Source organism: Candidatus Hydrogenedentota bacterium (genome assembly GCA_016791475.1).
Taxonomy (GTDB): Bacteria; Hydrogenedentota; Hydrogenedentia; order Hydrogenedentales; family JAEUWI01; genus JAEUWI01.
Genome location: JAEUWI010000034.1, coordinates 28,978 through 49,700, shown reverse-complemented (window position 1 = coordinate 49,700; position 20,723 = coordinate 28,978). Strand labels below are relative to the sequence as shown.

The following is a 20,723-nucleotide window of genomic DNA, read 5'->3' as shown; positions in this document are numbered from 1 at the left end:
GTTCCTTTCGAGGGTCGCGGGCACTACGGCTCCGCGGGATGGGTGCGGTCAGTTTCGATTTCGTGGTAGTCGGTGGCCATGACGGCTTCCTGCTCATCGCGCAGGGACCAGCCGGTCTTGAGCCCCAGCACGAACCAGGCGAGGGCGAGGATGCCGATGGCGAAGATGGTGTCGCCGATGACGCGCATCCAGCGCAGGGTATCCATCAGGCCGGTCTGCATGAACTCGGCGGAGCGGGCCATCCACATGCCGTCGTTTACGCTGGCCCAGACCTGGAGGATGCCGCGGGGCAGGTCGCTGAGGAGCACCATGAGCGCAAGGCCGATGTTGATCATCCAGAAGGCAAAAGCGAGGCTGCCGGTCTTCCACATAAGCCGCTGGGTCAGCCCCTTCAGGCAGAAAAGCGTCAGCCCGATGCCGAGCATGCCGTAGACCCCGAAGAGGGCCGTGTGGGCGTGAACGGCGGTGGTATTGAGACCCTGCATGTAATACAGGGCGATGGGCGGGTTGATCAGGAAGCCGAAGATCCCCGCGCCCACGAGATTCCAGAAGGCCACGGCGACGAAACAGTAAATGGGCCACTTATAGGCCACGACCCAGGGCCGCGCGCGGCTGAGGGTGAGGTTTTCGTAGGCCTCGAAACCGATAAGCACCAGCGGCACCACCTCCAGCGCGCTGAAGACTGCGCCGAGCGCCAGCACCGCCGTGGGCGTGCCGGTGAAGTAGAGGTGGTGGAAGGTGCCGATGATCCCGCCCGCCAGGAAGATGGTGGTGGCGAAGAGCACGGCCGAGGTCGCGGTCCGGATGTTCAACAGCCGCATGCGGGTGAAGAGGAACGCGATAATCACGGTAGCGAAGACCTCAAAGAAGCCTTCCACCCAAAGATGGACCACCCACCAGCGCCAGTACTCCGCCAGCGCCAGGTTGGTCTGCCGCCCCCACATGAGACCCGCGCCGTAGAAAAGGGCGATCGCGGCGCTGGAGAGGAAGAAGAGCGCGAGCAGGTTGCGGTTGGGTCCGGGGTTCCGCAGCGCGGGCCAGAGGGCGCGCGCCATGAGCCCGAGCCAGATGAAAAGGCCGGCAAAGAGAAAGATCTGCCAGAAGCGACCAAGATCGACGTACTCGTAGCCCTGGTGTCCAAACCAGAAGTTCATCTCATAGCCCATTTGCTGGCGCGTGCCGTACCAGGTGCCGAACATGGAACCCACGACGATCAGCAACAGCGCGCCGAAGAGCACGTTGACGCCCAGCCGCTGGAAGCGGGGCTCGTGTCCCGAGACCGCCGGCGCCATGAACAGGCCGGTGGCCAGCCAGGCCGTGGCGATCCAGAAGATGCCCAGTTGCGTGTGCCACGTGCGCGTCACAGCGTAGGGAAGGATCTCCGCCAGCGGAATGCCGTAGAAGCCCGAACCCTCGACGCTGTAATGCGCCGTCACCGCACCCAGGCCCACCTGCACCACAATGAGTCCGACCACCACCCAGAAATATTTGAGCGTCGCGCGCATCGACGCCGTGGGCTCCTGCCCCATCAGCGGGTCGTGCGCGGGCAGATCGTCATCCTCGTGCTCGCCGTGTTTCAATATCGCATAGTACCAGGCCAGTGCGCCGATGCCCGCCAGCAGCAGCACGAAGCTGACCACCGACCACACGATATTCGAGCCGGTCGGGCGGTTGTCGATCAGCGGCTCCGGCGGCCAGTTCTGCGTGTAGGTGATTGCCTGGCCGGGACGGTTCGTGCCGCAGGCCCAGGCCGCCCAGAAATAGAAGGCGCTCAGCTTCTCGCGGCGTTCATCGTCGCGCAGCACGTTGTTCGGCAGCGCATAGGCCTCACGCAGTTCCGCCAGCGCCGGATCGTCGCTGTACAGCGTCTCGTAGTGCGCGCGCACCGCCTGGATGGCCTGCGCCCGCGCCGCGGACACCACGATATCGCCCGTCTCCGGATCGTGGGTGTTCGTGCGGATCTCCGCCTTCAGCCGCGCGCGCAACGCGCCCTGCTGCTCCAGGTCCAGTTCCGCATAGGGCTTACCGAAGTCCGCCTGACCCCAGTGGTCCAGCAGCCATTCGCACTCCCGGTGCAAAAAGTCCGCCGACCAGTCCGGCGCCACATAGGAGCCGTGGCCCCACACCGTGCCATTTTGCTGCCCGCCCGTCGACTGCCACACGTTCTGCCCGTCCATGATGTCCTGCCCGGTGAACAGCACCGTCCCGTCGGCCGTCACCACCCGCCCCGGGATCGGCGGCGCCTTGTGGTACAGGTCGTACCCGAAATAGCCCAACACCAGGAAGGACAACACCATTACCAGGATCAAACTGATCCACAACCTGCGATCCGTCATTGCAACCTCCAATCTGCATTTAATATTTGCCCATTGCCAAATAGTTATAGAAGTATATCAAACATTGCCCGGCAGCGTTGCGGGAAGTTTCGGTGCGAGGCGCTCCAACGCTTTCGGGTACATCATCCGCGCCAGGTGCAGGCCCCAGATTGCCAGGGCCGCCACTTCGAGCAGTCCACTCGCCCCGGCGGCGGGGAAAGCAAGCGGCGTGAAGTCGGTCAGGGTCTGAAAAGTGACGCGCAACGCGCAGCCCGTGTTCAGCAGCAGGAAGGGCACCCACAGCGGGGTCAGGGTGCGGCCGTCTACGCCGGTGAAGACTGGCACGAATTTGGCCGCGACGCCGAGGATCATCATGCTGATGAAACCCACCGTAGCCGCGTGGCGGATGGCGCCATAGTAGGCGTGGGAAAAGCCGAGCGCCGCCGCTTGACTCTCGGGGGCGAAAACCCGCAGCACGCCAAACTGGTAGGCCGGCAGCAGCACGAGCATGGCCAGCGAGATCACGAGCCAGAGATAAGCGGCGCGGATGAATTTGAGGCTCCGATCCGGACGCCACACGGGCTGGTCCAGCCGCCAGGACCAGACAAGCGCCGCCACGGCGCCAAGGAGGAGCAGAACGCCGAAATACCAGACCGCGACATACGGGCGCCCTCCGATCCGCATCGCCACGAAGCCCCCCGCTTCTGCCAGCAGGGCGAGGTTTATCAGCACCAACATCGACAGGCTCTTCCGCGAGGTCGGCCTGGGCAGGTGGTAGAGCTTGTCGAGGATGAAGTGGCTCACCCCCAGGATCATAAGCAGGGCGAAGCCGTGGATCTGGAGATCCCGCAGGGGGGCCTGCCACAACGCGATCCGGGCGAGCAAGGCCTCTTCCGTGGGGGCTGTCGCCAGTGCGGTAAAGTGGATCGTGCTGTAGATCGCCTGCACCACGAACCAGAAGAGGGCACAGGCAATATAGTACTCGTACGCCTCCAGCGGCTTGCCGTGGAGACGCGCGGTCCGGATCAGCACAGCGGCGAAGGCCAGCACCGCGACGATTTCCAGCGCTCCCCCGAGCAGCGCCACACCCAACAGCCCCGGCCACGTGTCAATGAAGGCCTCCCCCCCGGCCCGCAGCAGGATCCCGCCGACCATGAGCCACAGGGTTGATCGGGCCAAACGGGGCCAAGCGAGCCGGGTATTCTTGAAGCGAGGAAACATGTGATAGGCGAACCCCATCACGAACAAACCCACCCAGCCGAATATCTGCGCGTGGCCGTGGGCGTTCACCTGATGAATACCCACGCTAGTAAACGAGCCGGTGGCCGCAATCCGCAGCAGCAGCCAAGCGCCCCACACCGCGCCGAGACTCAGCGCGATGGCAATGCCCGCGAGAAAGAAGGGGCGGAAGTGGCCGCGGGCATGCTCCTCGGCGGGGTCTATTCCGGTCTTGGAGAGTAGAATCTCTACAGGATTTGTGACCGGGCTATACTCTTTTTTGTTTACACTCATCCAGTTACGCATGACTGCTCCTTCTCGCATAATCACATGCTGTTAGGTGATTATAGTCCAAAAAAAATTCCGTTCACCCCACCGGCAGCACGGCGCGATGCTCCACGATGTCCGCCAGGGTCGCTTCCTTAAGCATCTTCAAGTAGGCTTGGCGCACCGCCGCCCACTGAAAGTGTACCGCGCAGGGATTGGCCGCATCGCAGGTCTCTTTTCCCATGAAACATCCTTCCCAGCGGGTGGCATGATCGATCGGGTCCACTACGTCGAACAGCGTGACCTCCTCCGGTTTGCGGGCCAGACAGAAGCCTCCCCCCATCCCCTTCTGCGAATGCACGATGCCCGTCTGGACGAGTCCCTGGAGCAACTTGCCCAGGTAGTTCTGCGGCGCGCCAATCTGCTCGGCGATGTGGGCGGCGCCCTGATACTCCCCCGGCCGCTCGGCCAGCAGTACGACGGCTTTGAGGGTGTGAAGGGCAGTTTTGGATATCATAGCTTTAAATCCTTAATCACATGCCATTATATGATTCTTTGCCCGGCACTGTCAAATGCCCTTGCGTGTTTCCCGCTGGGAGGGCTGTGGGGTCTCAGCGGTAACTTCGGAATTGTCGCCCAAGACCGCCGTTCTCGTTCACGCGCTTAAGACACTGGGCGGGCAGAACTTGGGTAGCCAGACAATGGCCACCGCTTATACATTCTCATTTGGAAGGAACGAAATTGCGGCCGCGTAAGAAAGGCTACGTCCCGATGTGGCTTCTCGATCGCATAGAGCCGGGCCCGCAACGTTGTTCAAATCAACACGCTGCACCGCTTCGCAAATATTGCAGGGTCTTGCCCTGGGTGCATTCGCACACGGTCCGCTTTCCGAGGCTCCTGCGTCGCCACCGAAAGCGCCAGCGCACACAACCCGGCTTCCGATGGCCCTGCGGGCCAACCGAAGCCCAAGAGAGCCCCTCGGACTCGGAACCGATCCGGTAGTAGGTGAATCGAGCGCAACTATCGCCTTCGGACGCCGTGCGTCGGGCCCGTGCCGGGGTGAGACCCGACGACGACGGCCGAAGACGGTAGGAAAATTGGACCGGTGTACGTGGGGGCACGTATATCCCTCCCCCATTCCTGACCCAAGCCTTGACTAAATGACACGCTCGCGTATATTCCCGCCATAACCCTTCCAAAGCTGATGCTCTTTCAAATCCGAATACGCGTAGACGGGATACCCCCGTCTCTCATGTCTTATGGGAGACCGGTGGTGCAACACGGTTTTTTCATTGGGAATTTCAACAACAAGGAGACAGGGTCATGGCCCATTTGACGCGGGCTCATAATGAGCTCTACCGGCGTTCGCCGGATGAACAATACCCCACGCTGGCGGCGCTTGTAAGCCACTGCGAGGGGCAGAAGCGATGGTCGGAGGAAAAGTGGAATCCGCCTTCCGGGATCCGTCCAGAGGTGGAGGGCGATGCGCTCAACCTGCGCCTCGGCGAGGATGGCGTCTACCGCCTGAACGACTGGAGCTTCAGCCAGGTGTGCGCACTGGCGAAGGTCAGCAAGGACACGGTGAATAAGCTCCGGCCGGAAACGGCGGCCAACGTGCTGCGGGAGACGCTCCCCGGCGGATCACGGCCCATTCAGGCCATGACCATGGCGGACGGAATCCGCTCCATCCATGGCGCGACGTACACCCGCTTGCACAACGCCGATTTGCTCGGTGCGGTGCTGGACGTGGCGGGTGATTTCGCGCCACCCCAGGCGGCCATCACGGGCGCGACGGGGCTCTATTGCGGGGAGCAGGATATGTTCTGCTTTCTGATTGATCCGACGGGTTGGACGGAGATCGACGGCGAGCCTTTTGCTCCCGGCTTTTTCCTGTGGAACTCGGAGGTGGGCAAGCGCTCCGTGGGCGTGCAGACCTTCTGGTTTCAGGCGATTTGCCGAAATCACATCGTCTGGGACGCGGTGGAGGTCGTGGAGTTCACGCGCAACCACACAGCGCGGGTGCATGAGTCGCTGGATGAGATCCGGCGGATCATCGAGCACCTCGTGTGGAAGCGGGACGAACGGCGCGACGGCTTTGCCAAAGTGATCCGCAAGGCCATGCACGAACGCCTCGGCGCGGATGCCGAGGAGGTGCTCAAGGCCCTGACGAAGAATGGCATCCCCCGGAACCTCGCCCACGAGGCGACGGAGATAGCCAAAGCCCAGGGCTGCTTCACCATCTTCGCGCTGGTGGACGCCCTCACCCGCATGGCGGGCAAGCTGCCCAATGCCGGCGACCGCATCGAATTGGACACCAAAGCGGCGGGCCTTCTGGCCCTCGCCGCATAACCACTCCTCACGAAAGGAGGCCATCATGGCCAGCAGCAACAAGAAAACAACGGCCAACAAGCCCGTGGAAGAACTCCGCCTGGGCACCATCAAGGCCGCCATCTGGCAGAACGAATCCAAGAACGGCACACGGTATAGCGTCCGGATCACGCGTCTCTACAAGGACGAAGACGAGTGGAAGACCTCCGACTCCTTCGGGCGCGATGAACTGCCTCTGGTCGCCAAAGTGGCGGACCTGGCCCACATCTGGATCTTCCGCGCCAACCAGCGCTCGGAGAGTGACGACGAATAATAGTTGTTCAATGCGGCAGGGATTTTTTTAAAATGGTTCGATTGCACCACCGGGCCTCCCTGCCCACGTCTTCGCCGGCTCGGCACCCACCTGCGCTCAACGCTGTCCCGCAATTTTCACCGCCAGAAATGAAATATATCCATCGACCCGTGTTCATCCGGCCGTGACCTGTCAGCCGCATTGAGCACCCCGTTCCCCATCTGGTACTATCCTGTGACAACCACCACGGCAGTTGGAAAGGCCCTAAGCGCCTATGCGGGAGCATCTTACTGGCCCTTTACCACGTGCTGCGAACGTCGGTGCGGGCCCGTGCGCAGGGGAATCAGAATTCATGCTCAACCTCGAAGACATCCAGAGTGATGCCGCCCATTCCGGCGTCGGGACCTGCCCGTCCGTCCAGTCCAAGCCTCAAGAGACGATGGGCGCGTGCTTTGCGGCGATCCCTCGTCGTGCCGGAGTCGCATAATCATGGATCAAGCCACACACAACAAGATCGTCTCCTTCATTTGGGGCATCGCCGACGATGTCCTGCGCGATTTGTTCAAGCGTGGGAAATATCCGGATGTCATCCTGCCCATGTGCGTCATCCGACGTATGGACGCCGTGCTCGAACCGACCAAGCCGCAGGTGCTTGAGACGAAGAAGATGCTCGACGACGCGCAGATTACGGAGCAGCGCGCCGCCCTCTGCGATGCTGCCGGCCAGGCCTTCTACAATACATCGAAGTTCACCCTGCGTGATCTTAAGTCGCGGGGCAGCCAGCAACAGCTCCTGGCCGACTTCGAAGACTACCTCAACGGCTTCTCGTCGAACGTCCAGGACATCCTGGAAAACTTCAAATTCCGCAACCAGCTCCAGACCCTCTCTCGGGCCGACGCCATCGGCACGCTGATCAACAAGTTCCTCGATCCCGACATCGACCTCTCCCCCGCTGGTATCGACAACCACGCCATGGGCACCGTCTTCGAGGAGTTGGTTCGAAAGTTCAACGAGGACAACAACGAAGAGGCGGGTCAGCACTGGACCCCGCGCGACGCAGTACGCCTCATGGCCAATCTCATCTTTTTGCCCATCGAGGACGAGATCAAGTCCGGCACCTACCTCCTCTACGACTGCGCCTGTGGCACCGGCGGCATGCTCACGGTTGCGGAGGAGACGCTCGTGGCCATCGCTGCGAAGCGAGGTCAACAGGTCAAGTGCCTGCCCTACGGCCAGGAGATCAACCCCGAGACCTACGCCGTCTGCAAGGCGGACATGCTGCTCAAGGGCGAAGGCGAGAGCGCCGACCACATCGTCGGTGGTGCCGAATGGTCCACCCTGTCGCACGATGCCTTCCCCGCGCAAGAGTTCGATTTCATGCTCGCCAATCCGCCCTACGGCAAGAGCTGGAAGAAAGATCTGGAGGCCATGGGCGGCAAGGAAGGGATGCGCGATCCGCGCTTCAAGGTCATGCACAACGGCGAGGAGCTTTCCCTCGTCACCCGCTCCAGCGATGGCCAAATGCTCTTCCTGGCCAACATGGCCTCGAAGATGAACGGCAAGTCCGCCCTGGGCAGCCGCATCGCCGAAGTACACAACGGTTCCTCCCTCTTCACGGGGGATGCGGGCCAAGGCGAGAGCAACATTCGCCGGTGGATCATCGAAAACGACTGGCTCGAAGCCATTGTCGCCCTCCCCCTCAATCTCTTCTACAACACCGGCATCGCCACCTACATCTGGGTGCTTTCCAACCGGAAGGCCACCCACCGCAAGGGCCAGGTCCAGCTCATTGATGCCACCCAATGGTTCAAACCGCTTCGGAAAAACCTCGGCAAGAAAAACTGCGAACTTTCCCCCGAGGATATCGAACGGATCAACCGCACCTTCCTTGAATTCAAAGAGACACCCGAATCGAAGCTATTCCCCAACGCCGCCTTTGGCTACTGGAAAGTCACCGTCGAGCGTCCCTTGCGCCTGCACAGCCAGTTCTCCCTCAAGGCCATCGAGACGCTCCGCTTCACTTCCGGCGACGAGGACATCCGCACCGTGCTCAACGAGGAATTCGGTGACCTTCTGTTCGAGAATTTCCCGAAAGTCGCCACCCAGGTCGAGGCCCGACTGGCCGATTGGGGCAGCGACGAGGAAGAAGGTGACGACGAAGAAGGCGGCTCGACGAAAAAGGGCCTGCCCGAGAAGAAGAAAAAGAAGCTCCTCGACCCGAAGACCTGGGAGCGCGACGGCCGCCTGGTCGAAGCCGCCACGAAACTCCGGGCCGCCCTGGGCGATCAGCCCTTTGAGGACCACAATGTTTTCCGCGACCGGGTGAACGCCGCCCTGAAAGACGGGGGGATAAAGCTCGGCGCTGCGGATCTCAAGCAAATCTTCAAGGCCGTGAGCTGGCGCGAGGAGTCCGCACCGCCCGTCATCGCCAAGGTCCATAAGCCGGGCAAAATCAAGGCCGACCCCTTGCGCGGACTCGTCGAAGCCACCGTGGACGGCAAGAGCGCCATCGTAGAGTATGAGCCCGATTCCGATCTACGCGACACCGAGCAGGTCCCGCTCCTGGAGGAAGGCGGCATCGAGGCCTTCATCCGCCGCGAGGTCCTGCCCTACACCCCCGACGCCTGGATCAAAGAAAGCGCCACCAAAATCGGCTATGAAATCAGCTTCACCCGCCACTTCTACAAGCCGCAACCGCTGCGGACGCTGGAAGAAATCAGCGCCGACATCCTCGCCATCGAGAAGGAGGCCGAAGGCCTGCTGGATGGCCTGCTGAAGGGGGTACGCTAGGGTGATCCGGCCCCAGTTCGACATAACGATTATCGGGAGGAGCGGCCCTCGGATCGGGTGGAGCAACCCCTGGATCGGGGGGAGCGACCCCTGGATCGGGAGGAGCGGCCCTCGGATCGGGGGGAGCGACCCCTGGATCGGGGGGAGCAACCGCCCTTTTTGAGCCCACCGAATGTGCGACAGGCGACGCGCAGGCTGTGCCCGTCTCAGGCGAATTGCCGAATAGCGCTGTAGTACCATGACAAGCGTGCAAGGTGCCAGGTCATCGCACCCGGCTACAGGGAAGAGACATGTCAGACAAGTTGGAAAAGCTGGACTTAAGGGTCCTCGGGGCAAACTGCGATGCTGTCGAAAGCATTGAGCCGCTGGCTATGTCGGATTTCGACGTGAGAGAAGTGCCGTGGCGCGAGAAGCGCCTCCTATTCCATGAACCGCTCAAGCTCACGCCCGAACTCACCGCGTCCAGGCAACACGTGATCCTCAAGGACGACGCGTTGCACATTCACGTGATTGCCCCCACCCGCGAAGATCTGCAGGCAGAGCTGCACGAACAAATCGGCGTGTTGTGGTCCGAGTATGCCCTGGAGGCCGACGAGAATCTCTCCGATGCCGCGCGCGCGTTGAAGATGCGCCTGCGCTCCGCCATAAACGAGGAACACGCAGGAATACCTCAAGACCAGGGGCAGATATGACAGTTAACTTCGCCATGGAAACCTGTAGTGCATCGCTGGTCGGATTGCCAGGCAAACGGTACAAGCAAGGGCTCTTGATGACGCTGCACGGAAGTGCTTCCTTTATTGTTGCCGGGGATAGAGCTACCGCGCTGATTCACCAATTCAGCTTTCGACGCAGGCCTGACTTACTCCGCAGGGGCATACTAGCCATCGAGCGGATAGCAGAGGTCCTGCTGAATGAGAGCAAGGGATGGAGTGAGGCATCTCCATGAATGCACTTGCTTCAAGCACCTGCTATGCGGGAACCCATTTGGGCTCATTGTGGTCCGGTCGTAAGGTATCGGACGTCGAGCAGTTCACCAACTATCTTCGAAGTGTAGTGAAGGATCGTGTTGAAGACGCCGATACCAGCTTTGAGGCTGAGTTGCGCGGAATGGCCTCTACAGGGATGGAGACCGGTTTCGTCGAGAAGCTCCTGCGCGCAGTTCCCGAAGAGAAATCGTGGGCAATCGGAGAGGCTCTCGCAGAGTGCGTTCTCGTAGACGATGACAGTCGCGAGATCTGCTGGCCGTGGAACCTTGTCCGAGATCGACGTACCCCTAGAGCCAGTTTGCCCGGCGCAGACCTCGTCGGTTTCTGCAGAGAAGGCGAATCGGTGCTGCTACTTTTCGGTGAGGTTAAGACTTCCTCAGACGCAAGAACGCCTCCAAATGTAATGAATGGTAGTGGCGGAATGGCGTGGCAACTTGAGGAAGAGGCAACTCGCTTGGATATTCAGCACGCACTGCTGAAGTGGCTGCGGTCCCGGTGTGAAGCTCCAAAGCATCAAGAACTCTATCAGGCCGCGGTTCGGCGCTACGTTCAGTCTGTCGGCAAGGAGTTCCTTTTGGTCGGGATTCTGCTTCGCGATACAGAGCCTGATGAACGAGACGTTAGCATGCGCGCGAAAACGCTTGCAGCGACAATTACCGCCCCGACGCGCATTGAATGCACCGCTTGGTACTTGCCTGTCCCGATCGCCGACTGGCCAACTTTGCTTCATGGGAGTACACCATGACAACAGGCTCTTGGCTTAGGACAGCTATTGGCGAGGACCGCCTTCAAGATACCACAACGGAAGCGAGTCGCCGGAGACTCACACAAGCGTTGGGGTCCACATCGCCACCAGATATGGATGAGAGTGAACTCCTGTTCATTGCTAACGCGCTTGAACTCCAGGTCTTTGATTGCCTCGATGACGAGCACCGGGCGATTGAACTTCGATCTGTAGCTGCTGAAGCGTTCCAGATTGCCAGAACTCTGAAATGGCCGGAGGAGCCAGTCGCGGCTTCTCATTGGCTGGTGCGCTTGGGTTGCCTTGCCGTCCTTGGTGATCGCTCTGCGGATTTTCGACGCATCGTGACGGAGGTAGAGTTCCCGGTACTGCCGCTCGACGCTCCAGACTGGGGCGTCCGAGTGTGGTCGTCGGTATTGGAGGTATGGCTGCGACTTCTTCGAAAACAAGGTTGGGCGGACCTCGACGCGGTTCAAGCACGTATCGTCGCTATCCGCATTGCCCAGCGTGACATTGAACCCACGTTCCTGCAGGAGGCCGAGGCCAGCAAGGACGTCCGGCCAGCATTAGAATTGATAGCCCTATACCATCTCGCGAAAGCCGCCGAGCTCCTGGGCACCTACCTGGGGCAGGGCTCCATCGACGGCCACTTCGACATCAGAGAACAACTGGAAGCGCAGTTCGACCGGGCAATTGGCGCATCCGCGCGCGGCCAACTGATCGACCAGGAAAACCTGTCGCGCCTACTCGCTCGAACTGCACGCGCGATGGTTGAAAGCAGCATCTGGACGGTCACCCGCGCAGTCAACAGCCGGGTGACGCGATTCGTTGAGACGTTGACTGCTCGAGATCGATCGCGCCCAATCTTTGAGATGCTGCCTCCCCAGAGGCGGACCCTCCGTGAGGAGGGCCTTCTCGGCTCTGGCCATCGCGCGGTTGTGGTGAGCTTGCCGACTTCGAGCGGTAAGACGTTCATCGCACAGTTTCGGATTCTTCAGGCCTTGAACCAGTTCGACCAGGAGAACGGTTGGGTAGCGTATCTGGCGCCTACGCGAGCGCTGGTGAACCAGTTAACAACGCGCCTCCGTCAGGACTTCTCGAAAATCGGGACGGTCGTGGAGAAAGTGAGCCCGGCACTCGAAGTGGATGGCCTCGAAGCCGGGATGCTGACAGAGTCCGACAAAGCACAGCAGTTCCGGATTCTCGTAACCACGCCGGAGAAGCTGGATTTGATGTTGCGTGGCGGTTGGGAAGACAAGATTGGCCGACCCATTACGCTCGTGGTCGTGGACGAGGCTCACGGGTTGGCGTCCCCGGACCGAGGAATCAAGCTTGAGCTGCTCATGGCGACGATTAACCGGGAGTGCCGCTATGCGCAGTTCCTCCTGCTGACGCCCTTCATCCGTAACGGGGCGGAGATCGCACGATGGCTGTCGCCAGATAGCAACAAAAACATCGACTTGGGCGTTGACTGGACTCCGAACGACCGAGTTGTGGCCATTGCCCGTGTCGACAAGGGCGATAGCAAGGGCGCATTCACTCTATCGCTTCGCACGCGCCATACGACTCGCAATACCCTCGATATCCCGGAGCAGATCGTTATCGGCCAGCCGCGCCCTCTGGGATTGGCCTGGTCCAAGGTGGCGAAATCTCCGGGGAAAATTGCGGCTGTAACCGCGCAAGTTCTGAAGGAACGCGGCACAGTCATCGTGCTCGCCGACGCTCCACGGGCGACCTGGGGCATTGCTGACACATTTAAAGTCGAGGCGAACAGGCGAAGGCTGGTAGACGAAGATCTCGACCATGTGCGGAAGTTTCTCGTCGACGAGATGGGGCACGACTTCCCTCTGACCGGTCTACTCGAGTACGGCGTCGGGGTTCATCATGCGGGTATGTCCGAGGACACGCGTGCGCTTGTGGAATGGCTCACGGAAACCGGTCGGCTTGGCATTCTCGTGGCGACCACCACCATCGCTCAGGGTGTGAACTTTCCCGTGTCCGGTGTCGTGTTTGCCAGCCAACAGTACCTTTCTAGGAGCTTCCCGTTTCGCACCGATATGCCTCCCGAGGACTTCTGGAACATCGCCGGTCGGGCCGGTCGCGTTGATCAGGGGGACCTCGGCGTGGTTGCCCTGGCGGCCAAAGATGACGCCAGGCAGCGGGAGTTGGAGCACTTGATCGATACGGCTGTGGGCGAACTCAATTCGACGCTCATCGACATGGTGAGGGCCGCGATGGAAGCTGGCTCGCTGCTGCGCTTGGAATCGCTCTCTCATCAACCAGGTTGGTCGGCGTTCGTTCAGTATCTGGCTCATACATACCGTCAAATCGGGAACCACGAGCAGTTCGCAGCGCAAGTTGAACAGGTTCTTCGAGGTACCCTCGGCTTCCAATCACTGCGCAAAAGCCACCGAGGATGGGCGGATACGTTGGTGCAGGGCGTTCACGCCTATGCCGAACGAATCAAGGGAAAACCACTGAGTCTGGTTGACGCTACCGGGTTCTCCTGGGAGTCGGTCAGCAACACGCTCGCCCGACTGGGTCAGGAGAATCTTCCGGACGATGTCTGGTCACCGAAGTTGTTCGCGGACCGCAAAGATGACCTTCGCCGAATGATGGGGCTGTTGCTCCAAGTGCCGGAGCTTCGCGACCCCCTGAAAGCGGTAACGGGAGGTACGAGTCCGGATGGAGACAAACTCGCCCGAATCATCTGTGACTGGGTACAGGGGCGTGCGCTTACCGAGATGGCGACAGACTACTTCAGCCATCACGAGCAAGTGGCGGACGGCGAGACCACCACCGACCCCGTCGCCGCAATGACCGAGTGTTGCCGCAACGTATTCGGACGGCTCACGCAGACGGCGTCCTGGGGACTTTCCGCATTGCAGTCGCTTACGCTCGGAAGCAAGATCGAACGATTGTCCCCCGACGAGCAGCGCAGCCTGCGGAATCTACCAGCGCGCGTCTACTACGGCGTGAACTCCGACGAGGCCGTGGCCCTGAGACTTCTCGGGGTTCCAAGGACTGCGGCGCCAGCCCTGGCTAAACACCTTGAAGTTACAACGGAAGAGCCGCTCCACCAGATTCGCCTCCGGTTGCGGGCTGCCGACCCCAATGAGTGGACAATAGCGATGGGCGAGCGTGGCGCCAGCTACCATCGAGTCTGGTCGATCATGGAGGGGGAATCATGATCGCCGACCTTAAGCCGTACCCGGAGTATAAGGAGTCGGGTTCAGAGTGGCTCGGCACGGTCCCGACAACCTGGGAAGTGCAGAATCTCCGCACACTTATCTCTAAGCGAACCGAGCGAAATCGAGCAGACCTGCCCCTTTTGTCGGTTGCGCGCGAGAAGGGCGTCTTCGTGCGCTCGATGACCGATGAAAAAGAGAATCACAATGTCATCCCTGAGGATTTGAGCAACTACAAGGTGGCCCGCGCTGGCAATCTCGTGATCAATAAGATGAAGGCTTGGCAAGGCTCAATGGGCATCGCTCCATGCGACGGTATCGTCAGCCCGGCCTACTTTGTCTTCGACCTACGCATAGCCAATCACGCATTTGGACAAAGGCTGCTTCGCAGCAAGCCCTACGTTGCACATTTCGGTCAGGCGTCGGATGGCGTACGGGTCGGTCAATGGGATTTGTCCATTCCTGGTATGCGACAGATTCCAGTGCTCCTCCCTCCCCCCGAGGAGCAGGCGGCGATTGTGCGTTTCCTGGACTGGGCGAACGGGCGGCTGGAGCGGACGATCCGGGCGAAGCGCAAGGTGATCGCGCTGCTGAACGAGCAGAAGCAGGCCATCATTCATCGCGCCGTCACCCGAGGCCTCGACCCCAACGTCCCCCTCAAACCCTCCGGCATCCCCTGGCTCGGGGATATTCCCGCGCATTGGGAGCTTTGGCGGATAAGTCGTTTTGCTCGCGTCGGTAATGGATCAACTCCGTCTCGCGGCAAACCCGCCTATTGGAATGGCGGAACATATCCGTGGCTGAATAGCTCGCAGGTTAACCGCGACATGATCGACAGCGCAGATCAATTCGTCACAAAGTCCGCACTTCGAGAGTGCCATCTGCCCATAGTTCCCGCTGGGAGTGTATTGGTGGCGATTACTGGCCAAGGAAAAACTCGCGGTATGTCTGCACTCCTCCGCATCGAGGCGACCATCAACCAGCATATCGCTTTCATAGCTCCGCGAATCCCTGTCGCATCGCCCGAGTTTATATGTCTTAGCCTAAGAGCGGCCTACCTTCAACTCCGTGCTCTTAGTGAAGACTCCGGCAGTACAAAAGGGGCGATTACGTGCGAAGATTTGAAACGTTTCAAACTCGCCATTCCTCCCGAGACTGAACAGACGGAGTTGTTGAGAGTTGTTGAGAACGAGACTCGGGCCCTATCCGCCGCCATCTCCCGCCTCGAACGCGAGATCGAACTCCTCCGCGAGTACCGCACCCGCCTCGTGGCCGACGTGGTGACCGGCAAGCTCGATGTACGTGCGGCGGCGGCGCAGTTGCCCGAGGAAGTCACGTCGGAACTCGCCGAGGACGACGTTGAGCTGGACGACGCGCTTGAGACCGCTGACGAGGAGGCTGAAGTGTGAGTCTCGTACCTGCCCAGCCCAAGCTATATCACATCGTGCATGTGGATCGGTCACCGTCCATCGTGGCGGATGGGTGCCTGTGGTGCGATGCGGAAATCGCGCGGCGGCATCCCCCTGGAACGACGATTGGAATGAGCGACATTAAACAACGGCGGATGACCGAGCTGACCTTGACCAGCCATCCCGAGTTGCATGTCGGCGATTGTGTCCCCTTCTATTTCTGCCCGCGCTCGGTTATGCTGTATCTTATCGCCCGCGCCAACCACCCGGAGCTGTCTTACCGGGGCGGGCAAGGCCCGATCATCCATTTGGAGGCCGACCTTCAGGCTACGGTGGACTGGGCGGCGCAGCGGGGTGCGCGATGGGCCTTCACCCTGTCCAACGCGGGTGCGCGATACTTCGAGGATCGGGCCGATCTGGGAAAATTGGCGGAAATCGACTGGAAAGCGGTACAGGCGACCGATTGGCAGAGTTGCAAGGAAGGCAAACAGGCCGAGTTCCTGCTGGAGCAACGTTTCCCCTGGCCGCTTGTGGAGCGCATCGGGGTGTATTCCGACGTCATTTATAAGCGAGTCATCAAGACGTTACCACAAGACGGGCACCGGCCGGTGGTGGAAATTCGGAATAATTGGTATTATTGACCCATGAGGCACAACCATGATTGAACTGACCAGCGGCGATATGCTGCGCGATGAATCCGAGGCCCTCGTCAACACCGTGAACTGTGTGGGCGTGATGGGGCGGGGCATTGCCTTGCAGTTCAAGAACGCGTGGCCGGAAAACTTCAAGGCCTATGCGTCAGCATGCAAGCGCAAGGAGGTCCAGCCGGGGCGCATGTTTGTGTTCGAGACGGGCCAGCTCACGCCGCCGCGCTATATCATCAACTTTCCGACGAAGCGGCACTGGCGGGGCAAGAGCCGCATGGAAGATATTGACCACGGTCTAGCGGCCCTTGCAGCGTTCATAGAGGAACGGAAGATTCGCTCCATCGCCCTCCCACCTCTGGGCAGCGGTTTGGGCGGCTTGGAATGGGTGGAGGTGAAGCCACGCATTGAGGCGGCCCTGGGCGCGCTGCCCGACGTGACGGTGCGGATCTATGAGCCCAAGGGCGCGCCCGCATCGGACACCATGCACCACAGCCGCGAGGTGCCCCGCATGACTGCCGGGCGGGCGGCGCTGGTGGAGCTGATAGACCGCTACTTTCGTGGCCTGCTCGACCCTTTCGTCACCCTGCTTGAAGTCCACAAGTTGATGTATTTCATGCAGGAGGCGGGAGAACCCTTACGCCTTAATTACGAAAAAGCGGTCTACGGGCCCTATGCGGCGAACCTGCGCCATGTGTTGCATGCTATCGAGGGACATCTGTTGGTGGGTTACGACGACGGCGGAGACGCGCCCGACAAGCAACTGTCTCTGGTGCCGGGCGCGGTGGAGGATGCCGGGGCCTTTCTCGGCCAGCATCCCGATACCCGTGCGCGCTTCGACCGGGTGACGGCGCTGACAGAGGGCTTCGAGTCGCCTTTTGGCCTGGAAATGCTATCGACGGTCCATTGGGTGATGACGAAGGAAGGGGTCTCTGCCATGGACGACGTGGTTGAGCGAGTCTACGAGTGGAGTCCCCGCAAGCGGCAGTTCACACCCCGACAGATCGGCATCGCTGCGGATACCCTGGTCAAGCAGGGTTGGATAAAGCACGACCCGATCGAAACGAGCTCAAAGTGAGCGTCTCTGGACTTGCGATGCGCGACCGGTGAGCATACGTTTGCTTGATTGCACCGGGTGATCGCGCCGCTGTTTCAGCTCACATGCACCGCAACCTGTTGATTTGAATAGGATTATGATTCCCCGAATTGCTTGACGGTTGTTTGACAGGATCGTCGAGCAACGCGCGACGACCTGCGGCAAGGCTGTCGGGTACTTGATGGAGAGAGCAAAACCATCGGAGCAGCATAGCGCAACCCATTGCAGCATAATGACTTACAAAATGCATTGGTAATTGATGGAGGCAACCAGTGAGCACGGACATCTCCGAGAAGGGCTTGGAAAGCCTCATCATGCGGCACATGACCGGCACGGACGGGCTTGCGGTGGACCCGGGTTGGTCCGCCGAGGAGTCCCCACCCAGCGGCGGCACGGGCTATCTTGTGGGGCGTCCGCAGCACTTTGACCGCGCCCATGCGCTGGATGTGCCCCAGCTCTTCGCCTTCCTTCAGACGACCCAATCGGAGACTTTCGAGAAGCTGGGGATGGGCAGCTACACGGACCATGCGGACATCAACCGACTCAAGTTTCTGTCGCGGCTCTCCGGCGAGATCGGCAAGCGCGGGGTGATCGACGTGTTGCGCAAGGGGGTGGCGCACGGCCCCTTGCACTTCGCCCTCTTCTACGGCACCCCCTCCCTCGGAAACGCCAAGGCCGAAGCCCTCCACGGGCAGAATCGTTTCTCCATCACGCGCCAGTTGGCCTACAGCATGGACGAGACGCGCCGGGCGCTGGATCTGGGCTTGTTTATCAATGGGCTCCCAATCGCCACCTTTGAGCTGAAGAATAGCCTGACGAAGCAGACCGTGGTCGATGCCGTGCACCAGTACAGACGGGACCGCGATCCGCGCGAACGGCTCTTTCAGTTTGGTCGATGCGCGGTGCATTTCGCCGTGGACGACAGCGAAGTACGGATGTGCACTGAACTCAAGGGGAAGGCCTCCTGGTTCCTGCCCTTCAACAAGGGGTTCAACGACGGCGCGGGAAATCCGCCTAATCCGAACGGCCTCAAGACGGACTACCTCTGGAAAGAAGTGCTCACCCCGGCGGGGCTGACCAACATTCTGGAGAATTACGCCCAGATCGTGAAGGGGGAGAAAAACCCCCGCACGGGTAAGACACCGCTCAGGCAGGTGTGGCCGCGCTATCACCAGCTCGGTGTCGTGCGCCAGGCACTGGCCGACGTGCGCGCCCACGGCGCGGGCAGACGTTACCTGATCCAGCACTCTGCAGGGAGCGGCAAGTCCAACTCTATCGCCTGGCTGGCCCACCAGCTCATCGGTCAGAAGCGCCACGACAAGGAGATTTTCGATTCGGTCATCGTGGTCACCGACCGCCGCCTTCTCGACCAACAGATCCAGGCGACCATCAAGCAGTTCATGCAGGTCGGCGCGACGGTAGGACACGCGGAGCGCTCGGGCGACTTGCGAAAGTTCATCGAGCAGGGAAAGAAGATTATCGTCTCGACCGTCCAGAAATTCCCCTTCATCCTGGATGAGATCGCCAAAGAGGGTGGCAAGACCTTCGCTATCATCATCGACGAAGCCCACTCCAGCCAGGGCGGCAAGACCACGGCGGCGATGAGCCAGGCGCTGGGGGAGGAACTGGATGATAGTGAGGGCAACGACCCCGAAGACCTGGTAAACGCGGCGCTGGAAAAGCGCATGGCGGCGCGGAAGATGCTCAAGAATGCGAGTTACTTCGCCTTTACCGCCACGCCAAAGAACAAGACGCTGGAGATGTTCGGCGAAGCACTGGCACCCGATGTCGAAGGCAAGGTCAGGCACCGGCCATTCCACAGCTACACCATGAAGCAGGCGGTTGAAGAGGGCTTCATCCTCGATGTGCTCCGGTCGTATACGCCCGTGGAGAGTTATTACAAGCTGGTGAAGAAGACGGAGGATGATCCGGAATTCGACACCAAGAAGGCCAAGAAGAAACTCCGCCGATACGTGGAGAGTCACGACCACGCGATTCGACTCAAATCCGAAATCATGGTGGACCACTTTCACGAGCAGGTGTTGGCGTCCGGGAAAATCGGGGGCCAGGCGCGGGCGATGGTGGTCACCAGTGGCATTGAGCGGGCCATCCAGTACTATCACGCATTCAAGGCATACTTGCTTGAACGGAAGAGCCCCTATCAGGCGATTGTCGCCTTCTCGGGGGAGCATGAGTACGGCGGAGCGAAGGTGAGTGAGGCGTCGCTCAACGGTTTTTCCAGTGGGGACATCGCGGGGAAGATACAGAGCGATCCGTATCGTTTCCTCATCTGCGCGGACAAGTTCCAGACGGGCTACGACGAGCCACTGCTTCACACGATGTACGTGGATAAACCCCTCGCGGGTATCAAGGCCGTGCAGACCTTGTCCCGCCTCAACCGCGCCCATCCCCAGAAGCACGATTGCTTCGTCCTCGACTTTCAAAATAACAGCGAGGCGATTACCTTTGCCTTCCAGGATTATTACCGCACCACGCTGCTGTCCGAAGAATCTGACCCGAACAAACTGCACGACCTGAAGACGGCGCTGGATGCCGCCCAGGTGTACGCACCGGAACAGGTGGATCAACTGGTGGCCCTGTTCCTCGACGGGGCCGACCGGGATGCCCTGGACCCGATCCTCGATCAATGTGTGGCCGTTTATGTGAGCCAGCTCGAAGAGGATGGCCAAGTGGAGTTCAAGGGAAAGGCCAAAGCCTTCTGCCGCACCTACAGCTTCCTCTCGGCGGTGATTTCCTACAGCAACGCCGCGTGGGAGAAACTCTCCATTTTTCTGGACCTGCTCACGCCCAAGCTTCCCGCGCCGCGTGAAGAAGACCTCGCCAAGGGCATCGTCGAAGCCATTGACATGGACAGCTATCGCGTGGAGAAGAAAGTGGCCATGAAGATCGCTCTGGCCGACGAAGATGCGGAGATTGAACCCATTCCTACCGACGTGGCGGGCAGAAAATCGGAACCCGAATTGGATCGGCTGAGCAATATTCTGCAGAGCTTCAATGCGCAATTCGGGACGTCATTCACCGATGCGGACCGAATCTTCCGTCACATTCGGGACGACATCGCGCCGAAAGTCGCTGCCGATCCGGCCTATCTGAACGCGAAGGCCAACACACCGCATACCGCCAGATTGGCCCACGATCAGGCCCTGGGCAAAGCGGCGCAAGGCTCCATGAAGGACTTCACCCAGTTCTACAAGCAATTTGTCGAGAACGAATCCTTCAAGCGTTTCGTCGGCGACATGGTGTATCAGATTACGAACCCCTGACCTCGATCCAACTCCCCCATCTCCCCTCCCCCACCGTCCTCCTCCTGGGCGGTGGTTTTCTTTTTGCGCGGATTCTGACTGCGCTCACCCCTGGGGCCGTCAAGGTCGTGCTTCGCCTCCACCTTGACCGCCGGGTTCGCTTCGTCGGCCGTCTCCGCGAAGAA

General features: G+C 60.4%; 13 protein-coding genes. 10 read left to right on the top strand and 3 right to left on the bottom strand.

The window, feature by feature from the left end; translation table 11 throughout:
• Positions 1 to 23: 23 nt before the first annotated feature.
• The 3 genes from JNK74_17755 to JNK74_17745 form a co-directional block, all read right to left on the bottom strand.
• Positions 24 to 2,336, bottom strand: coding sequence for a nitric-oxide reductase large subunit (locus JNK74_17755; protein ID MBL7648031.1), 2,313 nt, complete (start codon positions 2,334 to 2,336; stop codon positions 24 to 26).
• A 57-nt stretch (positions 2,337 to 2,393) separates the two neighbouring features.
• Positions 2,394 to 3,839, bottom strand: a complete 1,446-nt coding sequence (locus tag JNK74_17750) for an NnrS family protein (protein MBL7648030.1) — start codon at positions 3,837 to 3,839, stop codon at positions 2,394 to 2,396.
• A gap of 61 nt (positions 3,840 to 3,900) precedes the next feature.
• Positions 3,901 to 4,317, bottom strand: coding sequence for an Rrf2 family transcriptional regulator (locus JNK74_17745; GenBank protein MBL7648029.1), 417 nt, complete (start codon positions 4,315 to 4,317; stop codon positions 3,901 to 3,903).
• An 806-nt stretch (positions 4,318 to 5,123) separates the two neighbouring features.
• On the opposite strand from JNK74_17745, the gene JNK74_17740 reads away from it, so the two are divergent.
• The 10 genes from JNK74_17740 to JNK74_17695 all read left to right on the top strand — a co-directional run bounded on the left by JNK74_17740 (position 5,124) and on the right by JNK74_17695 (position 20,559).
• A complete protein-coding gene (locus JNK74_17740) occupies positions 5,124 to 6,149 on the top strand; it encodes a DUF932 domain-containing protein (protein ID MBL7648028.1) in 1,026 nt (341 codons plus the stop codon).
• 25 nt (positions 6,150 to 6,174) lie between these two features.
• Positions 6,175 to 6,441: a hypothetical protein gene (locus JNK74_17735; protein ID MBL7648027.1), complete on the top strand. Its 267-nt coding sequence runs from the start codon at positions 6,175 to 6,177 to the stop codon at positions 6,439 to 6,441.
• Positions 6,442 to 6,909: 468 nt separating this feature from the next.
• The gene (locus JNK74_17730; GenBank protein MBL7648026.1) at positions 6,910 to 9,210 is read left to right on the top strand and encodes an SAM-dependent DNA methyltransferase; all 2,301 of its coding nucleotides are present in this window, start codon (positions 6,910 to 6,912) and stop codon (positions 9,208 to 9,210) included.
• A gap of 290 nt (positions 9,211 to 9,500) precedes the next feature.
• Entirely contained in the window at positions 9,501 to 9,902 is a 402-nt protein-coding gene (locus JNK74_17725; GenBank protein ID MBL7648025.1) for a hypothetical protein, read from the top strand.
• A 250-nt stretch (positions 9,903 to 10,152) separates the two neighbouring features.
• Positions 10,153 to 10,941, top strand: coding sequence for a hypothetical protein (locus JNK74_17720; GenBank protein ID MBL7648024.1), 789 nt, complete (start codon positions 10,153 to 10,155; stop codon positions 10,939 to 10,941).
• Positions 10,938 to 14,129 carry a DEAD/DEAH box helicase gene (locus JNK74_17715; protein ID MBL7648023.1) on the top strand — a complete coding sequence of 1,064 codons (3,192 nt, stop codon included), beginning with the start codon at positions 10,938 to 10,940 and terminating at the stop codon, positions 14,127 to 14,129. The genes JNK74_17720 and JNK74_17715 overlap by 4 nt, the downstream gene beginning before the upstream one ends.
• A complete protein-coding gene (locus JNK74_17710; GenBank protein ID MBL7648022.1) occupies positions 14,126 to 15,535 on the top strand; it encodes a restriction endonuclease subunit S in 1,410 nt (469 codons plus the stop codon). The genes JNK74_17715 and JNK74_17710 overlap by 4 nt, the downstream gene beginning before the upstream one ends.
• Entirely contained in the window at positions 15,532 to 16,176 is a 645-nt protein-coding gene (locus tag JNK74_17705) for a DUF4433 domain-containing protein (protein ID MBL7648021.1), read from the top strand. The genes JNK74_17710 and JNK74_17705 overlap by 4 nt, the downstream gene beginning before the upstream one ends.
• Before the next feature lie 16 nt (positions 16,177 to 16,192).
• Entirely contained in the window at positions 16,193 to 17,257 is a 1,065-nt protein-coding gene (locus JNK74_17700; GenBank protein MBL7648020.1) for a macro domain-containing protein, read from the top strand.
• A 290-nt stretch (positions 17,258 to 17,547) separates the two neighbouring features.
• Positions 17,548 to 20,559: a type I restriction endonuclease subunit R gene (locus JNK74_17695; protein MBL7648019.1), complete on the top strand. Its 3,012-nt coding sequence runs from the start codon at positions 17,548 to 17,550 to the stop codon at positions 20,557 to 20,559.
• Positions 20,560 to 20,723 lie beyond the last annotated feature (164 nt).